We start from the raw sequence: 18636 nt of genomic DNA, 5'->3' as shown, positions 1-18636 counted from the left end.
CGGCCCGGCCCGTCCGCGGGCGCCGGAGCCGCGGGGCGCGCTCAGCCGCGCACCCGCACCAGCGCGTCCACCACCCTCGCGTCGTACACCCGTCCCCGCCCCAGCCGCAGCGCCTCCAGCACCTCCAGCCGGCCCACCGCCTCCCCCACGCCGCGCCCCCGGGCCGCCGTGAGCAGGTCGTCGTGCGCGTTCGCCACCCGGATGATCCGCGCCGCCAGCGGCACCGGGCGCCCGCCGCCGTCCGGCCCGGGGAACGGGTCGGCCAGCCGGGCGACCTGCTCGGCCACCCGCCGCGGCACCCCGGTGCGCCGGATCACCTCGCTGCCCAGCCGGGCGATCCGCTGCTGCTCCTGGTCCGGCAGCAGCGCCGTCGCCCCGTCCGGCACCGGCTCCACCAGCGACAGCTGCCCGACGTCGTGCATCAGCGCCGCGTACTCCAGCAGCGCCAGCTCACGGGTGCCGAGACCCAGCTCGCGGCCGACCGCGCACGCCGTGTCGGCGACCCGCCGGGCGTGCCCCGGCGGCGTGTACCCGGCCACCTCGGTGGCCTTGGCCAGGCTGGCGATGGTCTGCCCGGTGGTGGCCCGCACCGCCGCCGCCCGCCGGAACGACACCTGGGCCAGCAGCAGCGGCGCGCAGAACAGCGGCAGCGCCCACAGCCCGACCTCCCCCGCGGCCAGGCTCACCAGCATGCCGGTGGCGGCGATCGCCGTGCCGACCCCGAACAGCGAGCGCAGCTCGTCCTCCAGCGCCGCCGGGAACCGCAGCCCGCCGCGGGCCCGCCGCAGCAGCGCCGCCAGCACCGCGTCGCAGAGCGCGGCCAGCGCGGCCACCGCCGTCAGGAACGCGCCGTACGCCGGGCCGTCGGCGGAGAACCGGTCGACCACGCCGCTGTTGTAGAGCGGCTGGAACACGGCGGCCGCGAAGCCCGCCCCGAGCAGCCGGCGCGCCGCACCGTCCCGCCGGGCCCACTCGTGCCACGGCGCCGGCCCGGACCGTCCGGACCCGCGCGCACCGGCCGCCGGCCGTCCCACCGCCCGGCCCGCCGCCGCCGGCAGCAGCGCCAGCAGCAGGCCGACGCCGGTCACGGCCACCACCTGGAGCACCCCGGGCCCGGCCGGCAGCCCGCGCAGCGGCCCGAGCAGCGCGTACGCCAGCGCGCCCGCCGCCCCGATCGGCGCCTGCTCGCGGTCGCCCGGAAGAGTGATCCGCACACACTCGCCGAGGGCGATCAGCGCGGTGAAGGCCAGCGCCACGCCCGGTTCGGCCGGACCACGCACCGCCACCGCCCCGAGGGACGCCGCCAGCAGCGCGAGCGCCGCACCGTGCACAGCGCACACCGCGCCGGCGCACCCAAGCCGCGCACCCGCACGCCCGGCGCCCGACTGCCGGCGCGCGCCTCCCGGTACGGCCGACGCGCCCGGCTTCGCGCCCCCCGGGCGCCCATCGCCCGGCCGCTCACCGTGCCGGGTGCTCATGAGGGCCCGGTCGTCGGCACGCCGCCACCCTGGGCGGGCACCCCGCGCGGCGCCGCCCGGGGCGCCGGTTCGGGCACGCCGAGCGGGATGTCCGGCACCGCCTTGATGCAGTCCGGGGGCGGCAGCACCGGCTGCCAGTCGTGCACGGCCAGCGCGTCCACCAGCGCCCGCACCATCACCGGGTCGAACTGGCTGCCCGAGCAGCGCTCCAGCTCGGCGACCGCCTCGGTGACCGGCCGGCCGCGCCGGTAGGACCGGGTGGAGGTCATCGAGTCGAAGGCGTCGGCGACCGAGATGATCCGGGCGAACTCGGGGATCTGCTCGCCGGCCAGCCCGGCCGGGTAGCCGCGGCCGTCCATCCGCTCGTGGTGGTGCAGGATCCCGGCGTGCGCCTCGCCGAGGAAGGCGATCCCACGCACCAGCTCGTACCCGTGCACCGGGTGCACCTCGACGGCCCGGCGCTCCGCCTCGGTCAGGGGACCGTTTCTGCGCAGCAGCTCGGTGGCGACGCCGAGCTTGCCGACGTCGTGCAGGATGCCCGCGTAACGCAGGGTGCGCAGCCGCTCGGCCTCCATGCCCAGCTGATCGGCGATCAGCACCGCCGCCCGGCCGACCCGTTCGCTGTGGCCCCGGGTGTAGGCGTCCTTGATCTCCACCGCCTGGACCAGCGCCCGGACGGTCGCCTGGTGGGCGTCGCGCTCCCGGTGCCCCTGGGCGAACACCCACGCCGAGACGGACAGCGGCAGCAGGGCCAGCAGCGCCGCGAACGCGCCGTACGGGCCCTGCCACAGCACGGCGAGCATCAGCCCGCCCGCCGCGTGCAGCAACACCGGCACCCATGCGGCGGCGGACGCGTCGCGCAGCAGCTCGGCCGGCCGCCGGCCCTCCGCCAGCACCCGCATGCCGCCCACCAGAACACCGTTGACCAGGCAGAACGCCCCGAGCGCGGCAAACGCGGGCAGCAGCGCGGCCGGGAAGCGGGAGCCGAGCAGCAGCTGCGGACCGGCCAGCAGGTGGAACACCGCCGAGGCCGTGAAGGCGGACAGCGCGAGCTGCGCGCCGTTCCACGCCTGGCGCCGCGGGCCCTCCGACTCGGCGGCCCCGAGCAGCGCGGCCGGGACGGCCACCAGCCCGGCGGCGGCCGGCGGCAGCATCAGCACCCCGGCGAACAGCACCGGGAAGAAGGCGTTGACGCCGGGCCGCACCGGCCTGCGCGGTCGCAGCGGCGGACGGCGCAGCAGCAGCCGGGCCAACCGCAGGCAGGGCGTCGACAGGCCCTGGGCGAGCGACTCCCAGCAGGTGTGCAGGAAGGCCAGCAGCCCGACCTTCGGCCAGTCCACCGGGGCGCCCAGCCAGTGCGCCCCGGGCACCGGGGCGGGTAACGGCAGCAGCGGCAGCAGGCAGCACAGCGCCACCGCTGGCACGGCCACCAGGTAGCGCGCCGCGCCCGGCGGCAGGTCCGCGTCTCCACTGTCGGTAGCGATGGTGAAATCGACCTCCCCGCGTGCCGGCCCGCGTCGCCCTGGCCCGCCGTCCCGGGCCGCCGGCCGCCCGCGCTCGCCGAGGCGGCGGCGCACGGGCGGCGGTGAGCGTCCGTCAGGAGGATAGGGCGCCGCTCCCGCGCCGGGACGCGTGATCGCACAATGCCGCTGCTGGCACGCCGCCAACTCACCCGAACGAGTGACGGCACGCCAGGGCCTCGGGGGACGCGGACGGACGACGGCCCCGGGAGCATCCGCTCCCGGGGCCGCTCACATCCGCATCGTCCGGCGTGCGCCGTCCGCCACGCCTCAGGTCCCGGCCGCCGCCTCCGCGGCGCGGCCCGGACCGGCCGGCTCACCGGCGGACTCGGCGTGCACCTCGACCGTCGTCTCGACCGCGACCACCACCGCCTCGCCCGACCGCTGCCCCGCCCGGATCGAGTCGATCCGGGCCAGCACCTTGCCGCGCAGGTCGGCCGGGGTGTCGTCGCAGCCGCAGGAACGCTTGATCAGCGCCTTGATCGCCTGCTCCAGCCCGTACTGCTTCAGGCAGGGCGAGCACTCCTCGAAGTGCACGCGCAGCTTGACGCAGTCGCCCTCGGCCATCTCGTTGTCGAGGAATTCGTAGAGGTGGTCGAGGACCTCGCCACACTCGGTGTCGTGCGGATCGCCGCAGCTCATGAGCCCGAGCCCTTCGCTTCCTGCCCTGCCCCGCTGCCGGCCGGGACCAGCCCGCGCTCGCGGGCGTAGTCCTCCAGCATGCCGCGCAACTGACGGCGGCCGCGGTGCAGCCGGGACATCACCGTACCGATGGGAGTACCCATGATGTCCGCGATCTCCTTGTACGCAAAGCCCTCGACGTCCGCGAGATAGACGGCGATGCGGAACTCCTCCGGAATGGCCTGGAGGGCGTCCTTCACATCGCTGTCCGGGAGGTGGTCCAGCGCCTGGGTCTCCGCCGAGCGCAGACCCGTCGACATGTGCGACTCGGCCCGGGCCAGCTGCCAGTCCTCGATCTCCTCGGCGGCGGTGCGCTGCGGCTCCCGCTGCTTCTTGCGGTACGAGTTGATGAAGGTGTTGGTGAGGATGCGGTACAGCCACGCCTTGAGGTTGGTGCCCTCGCGGAACTGGTGGAACGACGCGTACGCCTTCGCGAACGCCTCCTGCAGGAGGTCCTCCGCGTCGGCCGGGTTGCGGGTCATCCGCAGGGCGGCCGAGTACATCGGGTCCAGGTAGCCCAGGGCGTCGCGCTCGAAGCGCTCCCGCCGGGCCTCCTCGCTCTCCTCCGCCGACACCCGGAAGGTGTCCTCACCGATCGCCTCGGCCAGCTCCTCACCGGTGAGCGCCTCGCCCGCGGGCCGGCCCTCCTCCGGGCCCCGGCCCGGCTCGGCCTCGTGCTCGGTCCCGACGACCGGACCCACCTCCTCGGCATGACGGACACGGCCCACGGCGGGCCGTCCCGAAAGCGAGGATATCGGGCCGACGGGCTTCTCGCCCGCCGCCGGCCACTCCGGCCAGGACAGCGCGAAGGCCTCGCGCTCGTCCGGCCGCTCGGGGCACGCGATCGAACCCATCTGCCCTGCCTTCCACCGGGACGCCAACTGACGACCGTCACAACCACGCGGGTCCCGCCCGCATTCCCGGGCCCCGGTGACCGGTCTCACACCACCCGCAGCACCCAGTCACCGACCGCCGAGACGATCAGGTCCAGCAGCTCCCGCTGCCCCACCGCCGCCCGCTTCGGCACCTCGAACCCGTGGTTGCCGACCGGCAGCGCCACCAGCTCGTGCGAGTCCGGCAGCTCCGGGAACTCCGCGGGCCCGCCGAACGGATCCGCCGCCCCCTGCACCACCAGCGTCGGCAGCCCCGACCCCAGCAGTTCCTCGGCCCGGCTGCGCTCCGGCCGGCCCGGCGGGTGCAGCGGGAACGCCAGCGCCACTACGCCCACCGCCCCGCTCCGCGCCCCGGTCCGGCAGGCCACCCGCGCCCCGGCGCTGCGCCCGCCCACCAGCAGCGGCAGACCCGCCCCGGCCAGCCGCCCGGCCACCGGCTCCCAGCCCGCGTCCAGGGTCTTCGGCGCCGGCGCCACCTTCTTCCCCGCCACCCGCCAGGGCTGCTCGACCAGCGCCACCGACACCCCGCGGGCCGGCAGGGCGGCGGCCAGCGCGGCCAGGTCGCGGGCCTCGATCCCGCCGCCGGCGCCGTGCCCCAGGGCCAGCACCGCCCGTGGCGCGGACGCCGGGTGCAGGGTGATCCGGGCCTCCCCGGCGGGCGTGGTCACCGACTCGGTGGTCACGGGGGCCGATTTCGCGGCGGTCACGGCGGTGTTCCTCTCGGTGGTACGCGACGGCGGTCGTCAGAACAGGGTGGTCTCGTACTCGGTCTCGGTGTACGGCGCGGTCAGCCCGGCGTGGTCGTTGCGGATGCTGCCGACGTCCGGCGACACCGGCGTCACCCGCAGCGCGCCCGGCGGCGGCGGTACCAGCAGCCGCCGCAGTTCCTCGGACCCGCCGTCGTCCAGCCGCGGGTCCAGCCAGGCGTCGAACGACCCCGGGTCCAGGAACAGCGGCATCCGCTCGTGGATCGGCGCCAGCAGTTCCTCGGCCTCGGTCGTCACGATCGTGAACGTCACCAGCCAGCCCTCCGGGTGGTCCGGGGGCACCGCCCGGTTGCGCCAGAACTCGTACAGGCCCGCCAGCGCCAGCGGAGCGCCGTCCGCCCGGGAGACGAAGAACGGCTTCTTGCGCGCCCGGCCCCGCTCCCCCGGCACGGTCTGCCACTCGTAGTAGCCGTCCACCGGCACGACGCAGCGGCGCGCGGCGAACGCCTGCCGGTACGACGGCTTCTCGTGCACCGTGTCCGCCCGGGCGTTGATCATCTTCACCGCCGCCTCCGGCGAGCCCGCCCACTGCGGCACCAGCCCCCAGCGCAGCACCCGCAGCTGGCGCACCGGCGCGGGCGCCCCCTTCGCCAGGCGCTCCAGCACCACGAAGGCGCTCTGCGTCGGCGCGACGTTCCAGCTCGGGTCCAGCGTCTCGGCCGGGTCCCACTGCTCGACGCCGAACAGCTCGACGACGGACTCGGGCCGGGTACTCGCGGCGAAGCGACCACACATACCGTCAGCTTGCCACGGCCCCGCCAGCCCCGTGCCCCCGCCCGCCCGCAGAACCACCCGCCCCCGGCCCGCCGTCCTCCCCGTGGCAGGCTGCCGTGCGCAGGAAGCGGCCGAACCGAGGCGGAGGAGAACCATGGACGCCAGGACCCTCGACGAGCTGTGGACCGCCGTCACCGGCACCCAGCCCGACCCGCCCGGCTGGCTCGCCCTCGCCACCGGCGCCGCCGCCCTGCTCACCGTCCTCGCCCGCCCGCTGTGGCGGATCGCCCGGGGCGCCGTCACCATCGCCCACGAGGGCGGCCACGGCCTCGCCGCCCGCGCCACCGGCCGCCGGCTCGCCGGCATCCGGCTGCACTCCGACACCTCCGGCCTCACCCTCTCCTACGGCCGCGCCACCGGCCCCGGCATGCTGCTCACCCTCGCCGCCGGGTACACCACCCCCGCCCTGCTCGGCCTCGGCTGCGCCGCCCTGCTCGCCGCCGACCGGATCACCCTGCTGCTCTGGCTCGCCATCGCCCTGCTGCTCGCCCTGCTCGTGCGGATCCGCAACGCCTACGGCCTGTTCAGCGTGCTGCTCACCGGCGGCGCCTTCTTCCTGGTCTCCTGGTTCGGCTCCCCCGGGGTCCAGGCCGGCTTCGCCTACCTCGGCACCTGGTTCCTGCTGTTCGGCGCCGTGCGCCCGGTCCTCGAACTCCAGCGCCAGCGCCGGCACGGCGAGGGCCAGGACTCCGACGCCGACCAGCTCGCCCGCCTCACCGGCGTCCCCGGCCTCGCCTGGATCACGCTCTTCCTGACCACCGCCCTGGTCTGCCTCGCCCTCGGCGCGAGCTGGCTGCTGAGCCCGCTGTGACCGGCCGGGGCCGCCCGGAGCCGGCCGACCACCCCCTCGGGTCACCGGACGGTTCCCGTACGGCCCCTAGACTTGGCCCATGACCGAGACCCTGTGGCCCGCCCCCGTCGCGACCACCCCCGTGGACGCCACCGTCACCATCCCCGGCTCCAAGTCGGTCACCAACCGCGCCCTGCTGCTGGCGGCACTCGCCGACGGTCCCGGCTGGGTGCGCCGCCCGCTGCGCAGCCGCGACTCCCAGCTGATGGCCGACGGCCTGCGCGCCCTCGGCGTCACCATCGAGGAGCAGGTCAACAACGACACCGGCGGCACCGGCGGCGGCGAGGCCTGGCGGGTCATCCCCGCCCCCGCGCTGCGCGGCCCCGCCTCGGTCGACGTCGGCAACGCCGGCACGGTCATGCGCTTCCTGCCCCCGCTCGCCGTCCTCGCCGACGGCCCGGTCCACTTCGACGGCGACCCGCGCAGCCACGAGCGCCCCCAGCACGGCGTCATCGACGCCCTGCGCGCGCTCGGCGCCCGGATCGAGGACGGCGGTCGCGGCACCTTCCCGCTCACCGTGCACGGCACCGGCGCCCTCGACGGCGGCACCGTCGAGCTCGACGCCTCCGCCTCCTCCCAGTTCGTCTCCGCGCTGCTGCTCTCCGGCGCCCGCTACAACAACGGCGTCGAGGTCCGGCACGTCGGCGGCCCGGTCCCCTCGCTGCCGCACATCCGGATGACCGTCGACATGCTGCGCCTGGCCGGCGTCCAGGTCGACGCCCCCGAGGACGGCGGCGAGAAGGACGTCTGGCGGGTCACCCCCGGCGCCCTGCTCGGCCGCGACCTGGTCGTCGAGCCCGACCTCTCCAACGCCGCGCCGTTCTTCGCCGCCGCCCTGGTCTCCGGCGGCCGGGTCACCGTCCGCGACTGGCCGAAGCACACCACCCAGCCCGGCGACCAGCTGCGCGACCTCTACACCCGGATGGGCGGCGGCTGCGCCTTCACCGACGAGGGCCTGCGCTTCACCGGCACCGGCCGGATCCACGGCATCGAGGCCGACCTGCACGACGTCGGCGAGCTCACCCCGGTGATCGCCGCGGTCGCCGCCCTCGCCGACTCCGAGTCCCACCTCTACGGCATCGCCCACCTGCGGCTGCACGAGACCGACCGGCTGGCCGCCCTCGCCAAGGAGATCAACGGCCTCGGCGGTGACGTCAGCGAGACCGAGGACGGCCTGCGGATCCGCCCGCGCAAGCTCACCGGCGGCGTCTTCCACACCTACGAGGACCACCGGCTGGCCACCGCCGCCGCGGTGATCGGCCTCGCCGTGCCCGGCGTCCAGGTGGAGAACGTGGCCACCACCGCCAAGACCCTGCCGGACTTCCCCGCCATGTGGGACGAACTGCTCGCCGGACCGGTGGCGGGCGGCTGAGCGGGGGACTGGGCACATGCGCCGCTACGGCAAGGACGCCGACGAGGACGACATCCGCAACCGCCCCGCGCGCCGGGGTTCCCGGCCGCGGACCCGGATCCGGCCCAAGCACGAGGACGCCGCCGAGGCGATGGTGCTCACCGTCGACCGCGGCCGGCTGACCTGCCTGGTCGACCCGGGCACCAAGCAGGAGCACGAGGTCGTCGCCATGAAGGCCCGCGAGCTGGGCCGCAAGGGCGTGGTCGTCGGCGACACCGTCTCCCTGGTCGGCGACCTCTCCGGGGACGCCGACACCCTGGCCCGGATCGTCCGGGTCGAGGAGCGCACCTCGGTGCTGCGGCGCACCGCGGACGACGACGACCCCTACGAGCGGATCGTCGTCGCCAACGCCGAGCAGCTCGCCATCGTCACCGCGCTGGCCGACCCCGAGCCGCGGCCCCGGCTGATCGACCGCTGCCTGGTCGCCGCCTACGACGCGGGCATGGAGCCGCTGCTCGTCCTCACCAAGGCCGACCTGGCCCCGGCCGGACCGCTGCTGGAGTCCTACGCGCCGCTGGGCATCCAGTACGTCGTCACCCGCCGCGACGAGCTGGAGACCACCGGCGCCGAGGCCGTCCGCGCGCACCTGCGCGGCCTGCGCACCGTGTTCATCGGCCACTCCGGCGTCGGCAAGACCACCCTGGTCAACGCCCTCGTCCCGGAGCGGCAGCGGACCACCGGCCGGGTCAACGCCGTCACCGGCCGCGGCCGGCACACCACCGTCTCCGCGCTCGCGCTGCGACTGCCGCCGCCGCCCGGCGCCAAGCCCGGCTCGAAGAAGGCCCTGGACGCGGGCTGGGTGATCGACACGCCCGGCTTCCGCTCCTTCGGCCTGTCCCACATCGACCCGTCCCGGGTCATCCACGCCTTCCCCGACCTGGAGCCCGGCACCGAGGACTGCCCGCGCGCGTGCAGCCACGACGAGCCGGACTGCGCGCTGGACGCCTGGGTGGCCGACGGGCACGCCGACCCCGCCCGGCTCTACTCGCTGCGCCGCCTGCTGGCCAGCAAGGAGGCCCGCGAGGGCGACTGACGGCCGGCGCCGGCGGTTTCCGCATTCGAGGTGTCACGGCGCCCTCTCCCGGTGATCATAGGAAAGTCGGGCCGGATCACGGCCCGGCCGGCCGACCGACAGGGAGAGCACGCGATGGCATGGGCCCTGGTGATCCTGGCCGGTTTCCTGGAGACCGGCTTCGCGATCAACCTCAAGCTCAGCGAGGGCTTCACCAAGCTCTGGCCCACCATCAGCTTCTGCGTCTTCGCCCTCGGCAGCTTCGGCCTGCTGACCCTCTCCCTGAAGACCCTCCCGGTCGGCCCCGCCTACGCGGTGTGGACCGGCATCGGCGCGGCCGGCACCGCCATCTACGGCATGATCTTCCTCGACGAGTCCACCTCGGTGCTCAAACTCGTCTCGATCTCCCTGGTCATCACCGGGGTCATCGGCCTCCAGCTCAGCGGATCCGCGCACTGACGGAGGCGGAACGCTAGGGTTTCGACCATGGCCGACTACCACGACGACCTCCGACTCGCCCATGTCCTCGCCGACTCGGCCGACTCGGTCACCCTGGACCGCTTCCGCGCGCTCGACCTGCGGATCGAGACCAAGCCCGACCTGACCCCCGTCAGCGACGCCGACAAGGCCGCCGAGGAGATGGTGCGCGGCGTCCTGCAGCGGGCCCGCCCGCGCGACGCGGTGCTCGGCGAGGAGTTCGGCCTGCAGGGCTCCGGCCCGCGCCGCTGGGTGATCGACCCGATCGACGGCACCAAGAACTACATCCGCGGCGTCCCGGTCTGGGCCACCCTGGTCGCGCTGCTGGAGGACGGCCCCGACGGCGTGGAGCGCCCCGTCGTCGGCATCGTCTCCGCCCCGGCGCTGAACCGCCGCTGGTGGGCGGCCAAGGACCTCGGCGCCTTCGCCGGCCGCAGCCTCGCCAAGGCGAGCCGGATCCACGTCTCCGGCGTCTCGCGGATCGAGGACGCGTCCTTCTCCTACTCCTCGCTCACCGGCTGGGAGGAGCGCGGCCGCCTCGACCCGTTCCTCGACCTCACCCGGGCCTGCTGGCGCACCCGCGCCTACGGCGACTTCTGGTCGTACATGATGGTCGCCGAGGGCGCGGTGGACATCGCCGCCGAGCCGGAGCTGTCGCTCTGGGACATGGCGGCGAACTGCGTCATCGTCGAGGAGGCCGGCGGGCGCTTCACCGGTCTGGACGGCATCCCGGGCCCGGGCGGCGCCGACGCCGTCGCCTCCAACGGCCTGCTCCACGAGGAGGCGCTGCGCCGCCTGAGCGTCTGACCTTTTTGGCGTTCGACGTGTATGGGGACTCTTCGAAGAATCCCCATCACATGGTGCGGGCCCCGGGTGCCGGTTCTCCGTCGGCACTCGGGGCCCGCCGCTCGGCGGGGCCCCTCACCGGGCCCCGCGCCGGGGTGCGTCAGCGCTGCTTGCGCAGCTCCCGCACCGCCGTCTCCAGCCGCTGACCGAAGTCGGCGTCGGCCTTGCGGAAGTTGCCCACCGCCCGCTCGACGATGTCCTCGCGGTCCGCGGAGACCTTGGCGATGAAGCCGGACAGGTTGCCGATCAGCCGCTGCTTCTCGTCCTCGCCCATCAGCCGGTAGAGGTTGCCGGCCTGCACGAAGTCGTTGTCCTCGGCGTGCGAGGGGGCCTCGTGGTTGCCGGTGGCGCCGTCGACCGGCAGCGGCGCCCACAGCGGGCGGCCGGTCTGCACCGGACCGCCGAAGCTGTTCGGCTCGTAGTTCTTGCGGCGCCCGTGACGGCCGTCGTACAGGTGGCCGTCCCGGTGGTTGGTGAGCGCCTCGGTGGCGTGCGGGCGGTTCACCGGCAGGTGGTCGGCGTTGACGCCGACGCGGTAGCGGTGGGCGTCCGCGTAGGCGAACAGGCGGCCCTGCAGCATCTTGTCCGGGGACGGGCCGATGCCGGGCACGAAGTGCGACGGCGAGAATATCGACTGCTCGACCTCGGCGAAGATGTTGTCGGGGTTGCGGTTCAGCTCCAGCTTGCCGAACTCGACCAGCGGGTAGTCGGCGTGCGGCCAGACCTTGGTCAGGTCGAACGGGTTGAAGCGGTAGTTCGCCGCGTCCGTCGCCGGCATGATCTGGACGCTGACCGTCCAGGTCGGGAACTCGCCGCGCTCGATGGCCTCGCGCAGGTCGCGCTGGTGGCTGTCCGGGTCCTCGCCGGCGAGCTTGTTGGCCTCGTCCTGGGTGAGGCTCTTGACGCCCTGGTCGGTCTTGAAGTGGTACTTCACCCAGAAGTACTCGCCGGCCTCGTTCTGCCACTGGTAGGTGTGCGAGCCGAAGCCGTCCATGTGCCGGTACGAGGCCGGGATGCCGCGGTCGCCGAACAGCCAGGTCACCTGGTGGGTGGCCTCGGGCGACAGGCCCCAGAAGTCCCAGACGTTGTCCGCCTCCTGCGAGCCGGTGTACGGGTCCCGCTTCTGGGTGTGGATGAAGTCGGGGAACTTGCTGGCGTCCTTGATGAAGAACACCGGGGTGTTGTTGCCGACGAGGTCGTAGTTGCCCTCCTCGGTGTAGAACTTCAGCGCGAAGCCGCGCGGGTCGCGCACCGCGTCCGCCGCGCCGAGGTTGCCGGCGACGGTGGAGAAGCGCAGGAAGGTCTCGGTCTGCTTGCCGACCTCGGAGAGGAAGGCGGCCCGGGTGTACGCGGTGACGTCCGCGGTCACCGTGAAGGTGCCGTAGGCGCCGGCGCCGCGGGCGTGCACCACGCGCTCCGGGATGCGCTCGCGGTTGAAGTGCGCGAGCTTCTCGAACAGCTGCTGGTCCTGGATCAGCGCCGGACCGCCGACACCGGCGGTCTCGGTGTTCTGGTTGTCGGCGACGGGGGCACCCGCCTCCGTGGTGAGGGTGGGGCGCAGCTCGTCCTGGGTAGTCATGTGAGGGGGCCTCCGCGTGATCAGGTCGTGACGAACCGATCCTAACTTGGACTTTGTCTAAGTCAACACTGGAACCAAACTCGGAGTGTCACTTACCCTGAGTCCATGAGTGACCTGCTGGAGAGACTGCGCGGACGTGGATGGCGGCTGACTTCGCAGCGCCGGGTCGTGGCCGAGGTCCTCGACGGCGAGCACGTCCACCTGACCGCCGACGAGGTGCACGCCCGCGCGGTCGAGCGGCTGCCCGAGATCAGCCGGGCCACCGTGTACAACACCCTCGGCGAACTCGTCGGCCTGGGCGAGGTGTTGGAGGTCGCCACCGACGGCCGCGCCAAGCGCTACGACCCCAACGCCCACCACGCGCACCAGCACCTGGTCTGCTACGGCTGCGGCGCCATCCGCGACGTCCACCCGCAGGGCGACCCGCTGGCCGCGCTGCCCGCCGCCGAGCGGTTCGGCTTCACCGTCTCCGGCGCCGAGATCACCTACCGCGGCCTGTGTCCGGACTGCTCCGCCGCCACGCACTGAAGCACGGCCGCGCCCCGAACCACCGCCGTGCCCTTGACCGCCCCCGCGCGCACGGCGCCCCCGCCGGAGCACACGCCTCCGCACCAGCCCCCGGGTCCGGCCGCGCGCCCGGCTACGCGCTCAGCTCCGCGTGCAGCGCGCCCAGCAGCCGGCCAGCCCGCTCGGCCACCTCCGCCGGACCGTAGTCCGCGGCCCGCCGGCACCAGCCCTCCGCCAGCACCGGCTCGCCCCGGCGCAGCGCCAGCAGCGCCAGGCGCAGCGCCGCCCGCCCGTGCCCGGCGTCCGCCGCCCGGGTGTACCAGAGCATCGCCTCGGCCTCGCGGTCCTGCCGGGCCAGCAGCAGCCCCAGGTTGAACGCCGCGCTGCGGCTGCCCGCCTCCGCGGCCCGCCGGTACCAGCTCTCCGCGATCTCCGGTGCGCCCCGCTCGGCCGCCCGCACGCCCATCCGCACCTGCGCCCGGCGGTGCCCGGCGTCCGCCGCCAGCGCGTACCAGTGCTCGGCCTCCGCGTCCGCGTCCCCGCGCCGGTCCAGCACCGAGGCCAACCGGAACGCGCCCTCCACCGAACCGCCCGCCGCCGCCTGCCGGTAGCGCTCCAGCGCGCCCGCCGCGTTGCCGCGCTGCTCCTGCACCACCGCCAGCTGCAGCGCCGCCTCGCCGTGCCCCTCCGCCGCGGCGCGCGCGTACCACTCCTGCGCCTGCCGGTGCTCCCCGCGCCCGGCGTGCAGCACGCCCAGGTTGAACGCGCCGTCCACGCTGCCCGCCTCGGCGGCCTTGGAGAACCACGGCTCGGCGCCCGACTCGTCGCCGCGCTGCAGCAGCACCACGGCCAGCGCGTTGCACGCCTCCCGGTGCCCGGCGTACGCGGCCCGCCGGTACCACTGCTCGGCCTGCTGGGCCCGGCCCGCCCCCGCGCACAGCAGGCCCAGGTTGAACGCGCCGTTCTGGTCGCCGGCCTCCAGTGCGCTGCGGTACCAGTGCTCCGCCCGGGCGGCCTCGCCGCGCGAGGCGTGCAGCGCGCCCAAGGCGTTGGCCGCGTTGCCGTCCCCGGCCTCGGCGGCCTCCTGCCACCACTCGGCGGCCGCGACGAGGTCCCCGCCGTCGCGCAGCAGGTAGCCCAGCGCGCACGCGGCCCGCAGCTCGCCGTTCTGCGCCGACTGCCGGTACCAGCGGGCCGCCTCGTCCAGCAGCGACTGCTCGCCGCCGGCCCGGTCCTCCAGCAGCACGCCCAGGCGCAGCGCCGCGCGGGCGTGGCTGCGGGCGGCCGCGATCCGGTACCAGGCCTCGGCGGTCTCCTTGTCCCCGGCCGCCTCGCGCATCCGGGCCAGCCGGTAGGCGGCCTCCCGGTGCCCGGCGTCCGCGGACACCTTGAACCAGCGCTCGGCGCGCACGTCCCGGCGGTGCTCCATGAGGTCGCCGAGCGCGTAGGCGCCCAGCGGGTGGCCGTGGTCGGCGGCGAAGTGCAGCCAGTACTCGGCGGCCTCCTCCTCGCCCTGGTCGCGCAGTTGCAGGCCGAGCGCGTGGGCGGCGGGCGCGCTGCCGGCCACCGCCGCCTGCCGCCACCACTGGGCGGCCTCGGCCCGGTGGCCGCGCTGGTGCAGCAGCACGCCGAGGTTGTTGGCGGCGGCGCGCAGCCCGGCGGCGGCCGCGGCACGCAGGTACGGTTCGGCGTCCTCCAGGTCGCCGCGGCGCAGCAGCAGGGTGCCGAGCCGGGCGGCGGCGTCCGGGTCGCCGTCGTCGGCGGCGCGCCGGTGCCGGGACTCCAGGGCGGCCTGCTCGCGGGCGGCGAGCGCGGTCTCGAAGCTCGCCGAGTCGAAGCCGGTGTCGCCCTCGACGCCGGCGACGGCGGGGGCGTCGGCCGGTGCGCCGCGCGGGCCCAGGGCCGCGGCGAGGCCGCCGGCCGGGACGTGCACCAGGGAGTCCGGGCCCCAGCCGCCGGCGGGGCGGCGCTCGGCCAGGCCGCTGGTGCGCTGGGCGGGCAGGGCGCCGGGCTGCCGTTCGGGACTCTCCGCCCAGGCCTCGGTGTCCGCCTCGGTGGTCGCCGCCGGCTTCGCCTCTGCCCCGTTCCTGCCGATCAGCCTCATGCCGACTCCCACTCCCCCCGAGTGTCGCGGCGCCGTCCTCCGGCCCGGGGCCGGAGGGACCCCACGGGGAGCGCGCGGACCCGACGGCCGGTCAGCAACCGGGCAGCGTCCCCCGTGTGTCCCATCGTCGCATCACCCGCAACCCGCGTACACCTGCCCCGGCCGATTTCGGCGGAGCGGACCCGAAGCCGACGAAATTGCTTCGGCGCTTTGTCGATTTCCCGACACTTGGCCCCCACAAACCCCGCTGCCGTCGTCCTTGGCGACGCTCGATGGTACCGGAGCGCCCCGGCCCGTCCGCGCGCGCAAACGCCGGAGGCCCGGAGGAAGAATCCTCCGGGCCTCCGGGCTACTGAGTAGCGGGGACAGGATTTGAACCTGCGACCTCTGGGTTATGAGCCCAGCGAGCTACCGAGCTGCTCCACCCCGCGTCGGTGGTTGAACCATAGCACGGGCGCGGGGTGGAGCCGAAATCGGTTACCGCGGGATCGTCGCAGCTCAGGGGCCGCTGCTCGGGGCGGGTGAGGCCGGCGGGGTGGCCGGGGCGGTCGCCGGCGGGGTGGCCGGCGCCGTGCCGGTCGCCGTCGGGGCCGGGGTGATCCCGGCCTTCTGCTCGGCCGCCTCGACCGCCTTGAGCGCGTCGTTGAGCGCCTTCTGGGCCTGGCCCCAGGCCACCCAGTCGCCGTTCTTGAACGCGGTCTGGCTGTCGTTGTTGGCCTTCACCGCGTCGGAGATCGCCTTCTGCAGCTCCGGCGTCACGGCGCCGCCCGGCGTCGGCGCGGTCGGGGTCGGGGTCGTCGGACTGGTGGGCGTCGTCGGCGCGGTCGGGCTGGTCGGCGTGGTGCCGGGCGCGGTGGGCGTGACCGGCGCACCGGTCACCGCGCCGCCGAGCACCTTGGCCAGCGCCTTCTCCAGGTTGTCCTCCACCGCGACGACCGCGTTCTCGTTCCCGTACGTCGCCAGCACCTTCTTCAGCACCGGCACCTTGGCGCTGCGGCCGATGAGGTAGACCGGCTCGACGTTCAGCAGGCCGCCGCCGACCGGCAGGGTCAGCAGGTTGCCGTACTCGATGTCGGAGTCGGTACCGGTCTTCAGCAGGGTCAGCTGGTTGGCGACCAGCGGGTCCGAGTTGAACTTCGCCTGCACCTGCTTGGGGCCCAACGCCCCCGCACCGGTCGGGATCTTGGCGATCCGGATCTTCCCGTAGTCCGGCCCCGGGTCGGCGCTGACCGACATGAACGCGGCCAGGTTGTCCCGGCCCTGCGGCGCGAAGGTCGTGGTGAGCGAGAACGTCGCGTCCTGCGCGTCCGGCATCCGGACGGTCAGGTAGTACGGCGGCTGCACCTCGTTGGTGTTGGTCGTCGGGTCGGTCGGCACCTGCCAGATGTCCGTGCCGTTGAAGAAGCCGCCGGCGTCGGTCATGTGGTACTCGGCGAGCAGGTCGCGCTGCACCTTGAACATGTCCTGCGGGTAGCGCAGGTGGGGCGCCAGCCCGGTCGGGATGTCGGCCTTCGCCTTGACCGTGCCCGGGAACGCCTTCATCCAGGTCTTCAGCACCGGGTCGTTCTCGTCCCACTGGTAGAGCGTCACCTCGCCGGTGTACGCGTCCACGGTGGCCTTGACCGAGTTGCGGATGTAGTTGACCTGGTTCGCGGCGGTCAGCAGCTCACCGCGCTGGTTGGTCAGCGAGTCCTTGGTGGCGTCGCCCAGGGTCGTCTTCGAGGAGAACGGGTAGCCGTCCGAGGTGGTGTAGCCGTCCAGCACCCACACCACGCGGCCGTTCTCGACCACCGGGTACGGGTCGGCGTCGATCGACAGCCACGGCGCGACCTTCTCGACCCGCTCCTTGGGCGTGCGGTCGTAGATGATCTTCGCGCCGTCCCGGATCGCGCTGGAGTAGAGGATCTGCGGCTCGGCGAACTTCACCGCGTAGGCGGCGCGGGTCAGCGGGTTGTCCAGTCCGACGCCACTGCCGCCCTCGTAGGTGGAGTGCACCGGGGTGCCGTCCTCGGCGGTGTAGTCGATGTCCTGGTAGCCGCCGCCGACGATCGAGTACGTCGACGTCTTCTCGCCGTAGTAGATCCGCTGCTGGTAGTCGCCGAACGCGCCCTTCGTCGGCAGCGCCGACTCGGTGTAGACCGGGTTGCCGTTGGCGTCCACCTGGTTGCCCTTGGCCGCGATCACGCCGTAGCCGTGGGTGTAGTTGAAGTGGTCGTTGATCCAGTTGCGCTGGATGCCGTTCAGGTCCAGCTCGCGCACGCCCAGCACGGTGTCCTGGTCGCCGTACCGGTCGACGTCCAGCGACTTGGGGAACGCGTAGTACTTGCGCAGCGCCTCGTTCTGCTGGAACGTCGGGCCGACCACGTTGGGGTCCAGCAGGCGGATGTCCGAGATGGTCTGCGCGTCCGGCTTCAGCGCGTCCGCGTTGGTGCCGTTCGCCGGTTCGTACTGGACGACCTGGCTGTCGGCGATCCCGTACGCCTCACGCGTCGCGTCGATGTTCTTCTGGATGTACGGCGTCTCCTTGGCCTGCTCGTTCGGCTTGACCTGGAACTGCTGCACGATCGCCGGGTACACCCCGCCGATCAGCACCGCCGACAGCACCATCAGGCCCAGGCCGATCAGGGCCGGCGCCCAGGTGCGGCGCACCGGGGTCAGGAAGAACAGCACCGCGCAGATCACCGCGACGAAGAACAGGATCGTCTTCGCCGGCAGGAACGCGTTCGCGTCCACGTACCGCAGGCCCGTCCAGCCGGACACGCCCTTGTACGTACCGGTTTTCACCGCCAGTGCGTACCGGTCCAGCCAGTACGCCACCGCCTTCAGCAGCACGAACACGCCCAGCAGCACCGCCAGGTGCCCCTGCGCGCCCACGCTCGCCCGCCGGCCCGGCCCCTGCAGCCGCAGCCCGCCGTACAGGTAGTGCACCAGCGCCGAGGTCAGCAGCGAGACGATCACCGCGCTGAACGCGAAGCCCAGCAGGAACTCGTAGAACGGCAGGTCGAAGGCGTAGAACGAGACGTCCTTGCCGAACTGCGGGTCCTTGGTGCCGAACGACGTCCCGTTCGTCCACAGCAGCCAGGTCCGCCACTGGCCGGAGGCCGCGGCGCCCGCCACCAGCCCGATCACCAGCGAGATCCCGAGCAGCGCCCAGCGCTTGAACGGCGCCAGGCCGGAGCGGTAGCGGTCCAGGCTCTGCTGCTCCACCGACATCGCCGACAGCGGCGGCCGGAGCCGGTGCGCCAGCCACACGTTGAAGCCGACGATCACCGCCATCAGCACGCCGAACACCGCGAACAGGCCGATCTTCGTCCACAGCTGGGTGGTGAAGACCGACGAGTAGTGCACCGACCTGAACCAGAGCCAGTCCGTCCAGAAGCCGGCGAACATGACGAACAGCAGGAACAGCACCGCGAGTACGCCCAGGGTCAGCAGGAGCACCCGCGCCCGCCGGGAGGGTGGTCCTACTCTTCGCCGGAACCCCGGTCCTGAGCGTTCCGGCATCTGGAATACCACGGTGGCACCTCAGCTGTGTCGTCTTGGGTCAGTCGGTCTCCAGTGCAACTTAACCAGTCTTTGGCCGAGTTCCCACCGTTAGCAGACGGTTACGACAACCCCTCCCCCCGGGCCCTGCGACAACCCCTCCGGCAACCCCTCCCGGGGCCCTTCCCGCGGCCCCTCGCGCGGGCCGTCCCACCGGCCGTTCCGCCGGCCGTTCCGCCGGCCCGAGCGCCGGG

General features: G+C 74.2%; 15 protein-coding genes and 1 tRNA gene. 6 read left to right on the top strand and 10 right to left on the bottom strand.

What is annotated here, in order from left to right:
• Positions 1-41: 41 nt before the first annotated feature.
• From ACFU9E_RS03075 to ACFU9E_RS03050, 6 genes are all read right to left on the bottom strand, one after another.
• Entirely contained in the window at positions 42-1331 is a 1290-nt protein-coding gene (locus tag ACFU9E_RS03075; protein WP_380681862.1) for an HD-GYP domain-containing protein, read from the bottom strand.
• Between the two features lie 143 nt (positions 1332-1474).
• Positions 1475-2908, bottom strand: coding sequence for an HD-GYP domain-containing protein (locus ACFU9E_RS03070; protein WP_380714720.1), 1434 nt, complete (start codon positions 2906-2908; stop codon positions 1475-1477).
• 360 nt (positions 2909-3268) lie between these two features.
• Positions 3269-3640: a mycothiol system anti-sigma-R factor gene (rsrA, locus tag ACFU9E_RS03065; RefSeq protein ID WP_355363828.1), complete on the bottom strand. Its 372-nt coding sequence runs from the start codon at positions 3638-3640 to the stop codon at positions 3269-3271.
• Positions 3637-4380, bottom strand: a complete 744-nt coding sequence (locus tag ACFU9E_RS03060) for a sigma-70 family RNA polymerase sigma factor (RefSeq protein ID WP_355364035.1) — start codon at positions 4378-4380, stop codon at positions 3637-3639. Before ACFU9E_RS03060 ends, rsrA begins: the two co-directional genes overlap by 4 nt.
• A 239-nt stretch (positions 4381-4619) precedes the next feature.
• Positions 4620-5279: an alpha/beta family hydrolase gene (locus tag ACFU9E_RS03055; protein WP_380687004.1), complete on the bottom strand. Its 660-nt coding sequence runs from the start codon at positions 5277-5279 to the stop codon at positions 4620-4622.
• A gap of 36 nt (positions 5280-5315) precedes the next feature.
• Positions 5316-6074, bottom strand: a complete 759-nt coding sequence (locus tag ACFU9E_RS03050) for an SOS response-associated peptidase (protein ID WP_380687006.1) — start codon at positions 6072-6074, stop codon at positions 5316-5318.
• 133 nt (positions 6075-6207) lie between these two features.
• Here ACFU9E_RS03050 and ACFU9E_RS03045 point away from each other — a divergent pair, with 133 nt between their 5' ends.
• The 5 genes from ACFU9E_RS03045 (at position 6208) to hisN (ending at position 10670) form a co-directional block, all read left to right on the top strand.
• The gene (locus tag ACFU9E_RS03045) at positions 6208-6924 is read left to right on the top strand and encodes a M50 family metallopeptidase (protein WP_380687008.1); all 717 of its coding nucleotides are present in this window, start codon (positions 6208-6210) and stop codon (positions 6922-6924) included.
• Positions 6925-7003: 79 nt separating this feature from the next.
• The gene (aroA, locus tag ACFU9E_RS03040) at positions 7004-8335 is read left to right on the top strand and encodes a 3-phosphoshikimate 1-carboxyvinyltransferase (RefSeq protein WP_380687010.1); all 1332 of its coding nucleotides are present in this window, start codon (positions 7004-7006) and stop codon (positions 8333-8335) included.
• A gap of 16 nt (positions 8336-8351) precedes the next feature.
• Positions 8352-9407, top strand: coding sequence for a ribosome small subunit-dependent GTPase A (rsgA, locus tag ACFU9E_RS03035; RefSeq protein WP_380687012.1), 1056 nt, complete (start codon positions 8352-8354; stop codon positions 9405-9407).
• 114 nt (positions 9408-9521) lie between these two features.
• Positions 9522-9845 (top strand): DMT family transporter, encoded by a 324-nt coding sequence (locus tag ACFU9E_RS03030; RefSeq protein WP_380687014.1) that lies wholly within the window; start codon positions 9522-9524, stop codon positions 9843-9845.
• Positions 9846-9872: 27 nt separating this feature from the next.
• Complete coding sequence (gene hisN, locus ACFU9E_RS03025; RefSeq protein ID WP_380687016.1) at positions 9873-10670, top strand: histidinol-phosphatase; 798 nt, start codon at positions 9873-9875, stop codon at positions 10668-10670.
• Between the two features lie 139 nt (positions 10671-10809).
• On the opposite strand, the gene ACFU9E_RS03020 is transcribed toward hisN, so the two are convergent.
• Positions 10810-12288: a catalase gene (locus tag ACFU9E_RS03020; protein ID WP_380689158.1), complete on the bottom strand. Its 1479-nt coding sequence runs from the start codon at positions 12286-12288 to the stop codon at positions 10810-10812.
• A 105-nt stretch (positions 12289-12393) separates the two neighbouring features.
• Between ACFU9E_RS03020 and ACFU9E_RS03015 the strand changes: the two genes are divergently transcribed.
• Complete coding sequence (locus ACFU9E_RS03015) at positions 12394-12816, top strand: Fur family transcriptional regulator (RefSeq protein ID WP_380689156.1); 423 nt, start codon at positions 12394-12396, stop codon at positions 12814-12816.
• A 112-nt stretch (positions 12817-12928) separates the two neighbouring features.
• Here the strand turns inward: ACFU9E_RS03015 and ACFU9E_RS03010 are convergent, their stop codons facing one another.
• The 3 genes from ACFU9E_RS03010 to ACFU9E_RS03000 all read right to left on the bottom strand — a co-directional run bounded on the left by ACFU9E_RS03010 (position 12929) and on the right by ACFU9E_RS03000 (position 18403).
• A complete protein-coding gene (locus ACFU9E_RS03010; protein ID WP_380714718.1) occupies positions 12929-14899 on the bottom strand; it encodes a sel1 repeat family protein in 1971 nt (656 codons plus the stop codon).
• Between the two features lie 357 nt (positions 14900-15256).
• A tRNA-Met gene (locus ACFU9E_RS03005) sits at positions 15257-15330 on the bottom strand.
• Between the two features lie 67 nt (positions 15331-15397).
• Entirely contained in the window at positions 15398-18403 is a 3006-nt protein-coding gene (locus ACFU9E_RS03000; RefSeq protein WP_380687828.1) for a UPF0182 family protein, read from the bottom strand.
• Between the last annotated feature and the right edge of the window lie 233 nt (positions 18404-18636).

It is taken from the genome of Kitasatospora sp. NPDC057595 (assembly GCF_042800875.1).
GTDB lineage: Bacteria > Actinomycetota > Actinomycetes > Streptomycetales > Streptomycetaceae > Kitasatospora.
This window is presented reverse-complemented; position numbering and strand designations above follow the sequence as displayed.

Bases quoted from the DNA above. Each gene is read 5' to 3' on its own strand.
- ACFU9E_RS03045 (WP_380687008.1), top strand. From the start codon at position 6,208: ATGGACGCCAGGACCCTCGACGAGCTGTGGACCGCCGTCACCGGCACC.
- ACFU9E_RS03015 (WP_380689156.1), top strand. From the start codon at position 12,394: ATGAGTGACCTGCTGGAGAGACTGCGCGGACGTGGATGGCGGCTGACT.
- aroA (WP_380687010.1), top strand. From the start codon at position 7,004: ATGACCGAGACCCTGTGGCCCGCCCCCGTCGCGACCACCCCCGTGGAC.
- hisN (WP_380687016.1), top strand. From the start codon at position 9,873: ATGGCCGACTACCACGACGACCTCCGACTCGCCCATGTCCTCGCCGAC.
- ACFU9E_RS03000 (WP_380687828.1), bottom strand. From the start codon at position 18,403: ATGCCGGAACGCTCAGGACCGGGGTTCCGGCGAAGAGTAGGACCACCC.
- ACFU9E_RS03030 (WP_380687014.1), top strand. From the start codon at position 9,522: ATGGCATGGGCCCTGGTGATCCTGGCCGGTTTCCTGGAGACCGGCTTC.
- ACFU9E_RS03050 (WP_380687006.1), bottom strand. From the start codon at position 6,074: ATGTGTGGTCGCTTCGCCGCGAGTACCCGGCCCGAGTCCGTCGTCGAG.
- ACFU9E_RS03020 (WP_380689158.1), bottom strand. From the start codon at position 12,288: ATGACTACCCAGGACGAGCTGCGCCCCACCCTCACCACGGAGGCGGGT.
- ACFU9E_RS03010 (WP_380714718.1), bottom strand. From the start codon at position 14,899: ATGAGGCTGATCGGCAGGAACGGGGCAGAGGCGAAGCCGGCGGCGACC.
- rsgA (WP_380687012.1), top strand. From the start codon at position 8,352: ATGCGCCGCTACGGCAAGGACGCCGACGAGGACGACATCCGCAACCGC.
- rsrA (WP_355363828.1), bottom strand. From the start codon at position 3,640: ATGAGCTGCGGCGATCCGCACGACACCGAGTGTGGCGAGGTCCTCGAC.